This window comes from Shigella sp. FC1661 (assembly GCF_001712525.1).
Lineage (GTDB): Bacteria > Pseudomonadota > Gammaproteobacteria > Enterobacterales > Enterobacteriaceae > Escherichia > Escherichia coli.
In genome coordinates this window covers 1-4,243 of the sequence record NZ_MDGW01000184.1, presented here as the reverse complement: position 1 = coordinate 4,243, position 4,243 = coordinate 1, and the positions used below count along the sequence as shown (strand labels likewise).

At 49.1% G+C, this 4,243-nt stretch carries 7 protein-coding genes and 2 pseudogenes; all 9 read right to left on the bottom strand.

Translation table 11 applies throughout. The annotated features are described in order from the left end of the window. Positions 1-51: IS1 family transposase (locus BFF42_RS28280; RefSeq protein ID WP_165888145.1), on the bottom strand; the 51-nt coding region annotated here is incomplete at its 3' end. Positions 52-101: 50 nt separating this feature from the next. Then, the gene (gene rcsA / locus BFF42_RS11775) at positions 102-704 is read right to left on the bottom strand and encodes a transcriptional regulator RcsA (protein WP_039060119.1); all 603 of its coding nucleotides are present in this window, start codon (positions 702-704) and stop codon (positions 102-104) included. Positions 705-993: 289 nt separating this feature from the next. After that, positions 994-1,779, bottom strand: a complete 786-nt coding sequence (fliR, locus tag BFF42_RS11770; protein ID WP_000983993.1) for a flagellar biosynthetic protein FliR — start codon at positions 1,777-1,779, stop codon at positions 994-996. Positions 1,780-1,787: 8 nt separating this feature from the next. Beyond that, positions 1,788-2,057: a flagellar biosynthesis protein FliQ gene (gene fliQ / locus BFF42_RS11765; RefSeq protein ID WP_000187365.1), complete on the bottom strand. Its 270-nt coding sequence runs from the start codon at positions 2,055-2,057 to the stop codon at positions 1,788-1,790. Between the two features lie 9 nt (positions 2,058-2,066). Beyond that, a complete protein-coding gene (gene fliP, locus BFF42_RS11760; protein ID WP_001253450.1) occupies positions 2,067-2,804 on the bottom strand; it encodes a flagellar type III secretion system pore protein FliP in 738 nt (245 codons plus the stop codon). Further along, positions 2,804-3,169, bottom strand: a complete 366-nt coding sequence (fliO, locus tag BFF42_RS11755; RefSeq protein ID WP_004982751.1) for a flagellar biosynthetic protein FliO — start codon at positions 3,167-3,169, stop codon at positions 2,804-2,806. Before fliO ends, fliP begins: the two co-directional genes overlap by 1 nt. A gap of 2 nt (positions 3,170-3,171) precedes the next feature. Beyond that, positions 3,172-3,585 (bottom strand): flagellar motor switch protein FliN, encoded by a 414-nt coding sequence (gene fliN / locus BFF42_RS11750; protein ID WP_001282098.1) that lies wholly within the window; start codon positions 3,583-3,585, stop codon positions 3,172-3,174. Next, positions 3,582-3,935 (bottom strand): annotated as a pseudogene (locus BFF42_RS11745) (FliM/FliN family flagellar motor switch protein); the annotation flags it as partial. The pseudogene BFF42_RS11745 and the gene fliN, both read right to left, overlap by 4 nt. 16 nt (positions 3,936-3,951) lie before the next feature. Beyond that, a pseudogene (locus BFF42_RS11740) lies at positions 3,952-4,243 on the bottom strand (IS1-like element IS1X2 family transposase); the annotation flags it as partial.

Here is a 4,243-nt window from a genome sequence, read left to right as displayed (position 1 = left end):
CACCCCGTCAGTAGCTGAACAGGAGGGACAGCTGATAGAAACAGAAGCCACTGGAGCACCTCAAAAACACCATCATACACTAAATCAGTAAGTTGGCAGCATCACCTAGTCACATTATCCGTCAGTCGGACGACATGGTAGATAACCTGTTTATTATGCGTTTTGATCTTACGTTTAATATTACCTTTATGCGATGAAACGGTCTTGGCTTTGATATTCATTTGGTCAGAGATTTGAATGGTTCCCTGACCTGCCATCCACATTCGCAACATACTCGATTCGGTTCGGCTCAATGATAACGTCGGCATATTTAAAAAAGAGGTTATCGTTGTCTCTTTTTTCAGAATATCGCCAAGGATATTGTCGAGAGATTCCGGTTTAATCGATTTAGAACTTATCAATAAATTTTTTCTGGCCAATAGATATTCATCAAAATGAACATTGGCAATTGCCATAAAAACGATAAATAACGTATTGGGATGTTGATTAATGATGTGCTTGATGTGCTGACTGTTAGAAGCATCATGGATGAAACAGTCCTCATTAATAAACACCACTGAAGGGCGCTGTGAATCACAAGCTATGGCAAGGTCATCAACGGTTTCAATGTCGTTGATTTCTCTTTTTTTAACCCCTCTACTCAACAGATACCCGGTTAAACCTAGTCGGGTGTAACTACATAAATCCATAATAATCGTTGACATGGCATACCCTCACTCAATGCGTAACGATAATTCCCCTTACCTGAATATTTCATCATGACTAAACGGAACAACATGGGTCACCTAATGCGCCACTCTCGCGATTTTTCAGGCGGACTTACTATCCCGTAAAGTGTTGTATAATTTGCCTGGAATTGTCTTAAAGTAAAGTAAATGTTGCGATATGTGAGTGAGCTTAAAACAAATATTTCGCCGCAGGAGTATCCTGGAAGATGTTCGTAGGTATTATTTTTCGGATAATCCTTAGGATAACATGATAAACGTTACGGAATTATATTAATGGCAATTCACTAATAATATCAGCCAGCAAATTAAACATCTCACTGAATAAATGTTCGCAAAAAGGTGCAATTAACGGCATTAATGCCGCCATTAAAGAGATACCGACAGTCAGAGTTAATGGAAATCCAATAACAAAAATGGATAATTGCGGGGCCATACGATTCAGTAAACCTAATGCCAGATTCAGGGGCAGCAGCAGAGTAATGAGCGGTAACGCCAGCATCAGCCCGTTAAGGAAAATCAAACTCCCCGCTTTGGTGAGTGCCAGAAACGCATTGCTGTTCAACGGTTCGCCACCAATTGGCAGGGTGTGAAAGGTATCGACCAGCAGTGAAATCAACCATAAATGACCGTTAAATGTCAGGAACAGCAGTAACGCCAGCATATCCATGATACGCGCTAAAACGGGCATATTGAGATGGCTGGCCGGATCGACAAACGTCGCAAATGACAGCCCCATTTGCAGACCGATAATTTCGCCAGCGGTTCGCACAGCGGCAAAGGCAAATTGCATGGTAAAACCAAGCGCAATGCCGATCAGGATCTGCTGCACGGCCAGCCACAGAGCAAAGAACGAAAAAACAGGAACATCGTTGGCAGGTAATGATGGGGCAATGACGAACGTGATCATCATTGCCAGCCCCAGTTTTACCCGTTTCGGCACGCTGCGTTCGCTCAGAATTGGTGCGGTAGAAATGAGCGCCAGCACGCGCAGTAACGGCCAGAAGTACAGGCTTAACCAGGAAAGCCATTGATCGCTTGTCACCTGCATCATTGTACGGCCTACCCGATGATATACGGCAGGTTAGTGAACAAGGTGCGGACGTAATCCAGCAACAGATTGAGCATCCACGGTCCGGCAATAATAATGGCAATAAATACGGCGATGATTTTTGGAATAAACGACAGCGTCATTTCGTTGATCTGCGTGGCGGCCTGCAAAATACTGATGATAAGGCCCGTGACCAGCGCCACCAGCAACAGCGGGGCAGCCAGTGCCAGCACGACTTTCATCGCTTCAGTCCCCATCATCATGACCGATTCAGGTGTCATTTTGCCTCTCTAGCTGTAAAAGCTCTGCGCCAGCGAACCGACCAGCAATTGCCAGCCATCCACCAGTACAAACAGCATCAGTTTAAAGGGCAGAGCAATGGTGGCGGGGGGGACCATCATCATCCCCAATGCCATCAACACGCTGGCAATCACCAGGTCGATAATCAAAAAAGGAATGAAAATCGTGAAGCCTATCTGAAATGCGGTTTTCAACTCGCTGGTCACGTAGGCCGGGAGCAAAATGCGCATCGGCACGGCTTCAGGTCCCTGCAACGGGCCGGTATTCGCTAGTCTGGCAAACAACCCTAAATCTGCCTCACGGGTCTGACGCAGCATAAACTCACGTAGCGGCTGCGCCCCTTTTTCCAGCGCCTCCTGCATTGATATTTTCTCTTCGCTGAATGGCTGGTACGCATCGACATAAATTTTGTCGATCACCGGTGACATAATAAAAAAGGTCAAAAATAGTGCCAGCCCCAGCAATACCTGGTTAGGTGGCGCGGAGGGCGTTCCCAGCGCGTTACGCAATAAACCAAAAACAATGATGATGCGGGTGAAACTGGTCATCATCAGTAAAATTGCCGGAATAAACGTCAACGAGGTGATGAACACCAGCGTCTGCACCGGGAGCGACCAGCTTTGTCCACCGCCAGGCAGCGGCTGGCTGGTGATACCCGGCAGTTGCGCGAAGGCGAGGGGCGTAACCAGCCAGAGAAGGACAGGTGCGACAGACAACAAACGACGCATCAGGATCTCCCACTACGCTTAAGCAAATTTTTCATGACCGACTGAAAATCGGTCTGCGGTATCTCTTCTGTTGGTGCTGAAGGGGGAAGTTTATGCAGCAGATTGATTTGCCCTGCGGTAACGCCGAGCACCAGCCGTGCATCTTCCACATCGACCACCACAACCCGTTCACGCGCGCCCAGCGAAGCACTGGCGCTAATTTTCAGACCGTTAACGCCAGTGCGTTTCGGGGCAAATCCCAACCGTTTTACCTGCCAGGCAGCAGCGAGGATCAGGGCAATAATGGCGATGAGTGCGCCGCTGACCTGCAGCAGTGGCGCAGCAGAAACCGGCGTGGAAGATTGCACAGTAGCGTGGTTATTCATCACTAACGGCTCAGGCGACGCATTCGCTCAGACGGAGTAATGATATCGGTGATCCGCACGCCATATTTATCGGCAACGACCACCACTTCGCCCTGGGCGATTAAATAACCGTTGATCAGAATATCCAGTGGTTCGCCCGCCAGACCGTCCAGCGCCACGACGGACCCTTGCGTCAGACGCAACAGCTCTTTGATGGTCATCCGCGTACGGCCCAGCTCGACGGTCAGCTTGACCGGAATATCCATTATCAGGTCGATATCCTGCAACGTTCCGCTGACATCACCACCGCCAAATTGCTGGAACACCGCGTCGGCAGCGCTTTTGCTGCTGGTTGATTTTTGTTCGCTCAACGCTTCAGCCCACAGATCGTCCATTGCGCCGTTGTTGTCATCGGCCGGATTATTCATGTCACTCATTTGGGCTGTTCCTCGTTCAGAGAATTTAAAATCGGGTTAATCAAATGTTCTATCCGTAACGCATACTGACCGTTGAGAGTGCCGTACTGACTGGTCAGCACCGGGACGCCGTCAACATGGGCGATGATGCGATCAGGTTTTTCTATCGGCAGGACGTCGCCGGGTTTCAGTTTTAAAATCTGCGACAGGCGTAGCGAGATATCGGCAAAGTTGGTGACCAGCTCCAGCTGTGAATGCTGCACCTGGCGCACCAGGTTATCGCGCCAGTTCTGATCTTCATTACGCGAGTTTTCCAGCGGCGGGTTAACCAACAATTCCCGTAGCGGCTCGATCATGCTGAATGGCAGACAGGGTAATGACTCCAACTTACTGATAGTGTTTTATGTTCAGATAATGCCCGATGACCTTGTCATGCAGCTCCACCGATTTTGAGAACGACAGTGACTTCCGTCCCAGCCTTGCCAGATGTTGTCTCAGATTCAGATTATGTCGCTCAATGCGCTGAGTGTAACGCTTGCTGATAACGTGCAGCTTTCCCTTCAGGCGTGATTCATACAGCGGCCAGCCATCCGTCATCCATACCACGACCTCAAAGGCCGACAGCAGGCTCAGAAGACGCTCCAGTGTGGCCAGAGTGCGTTCACCGAAGACGTGCGCC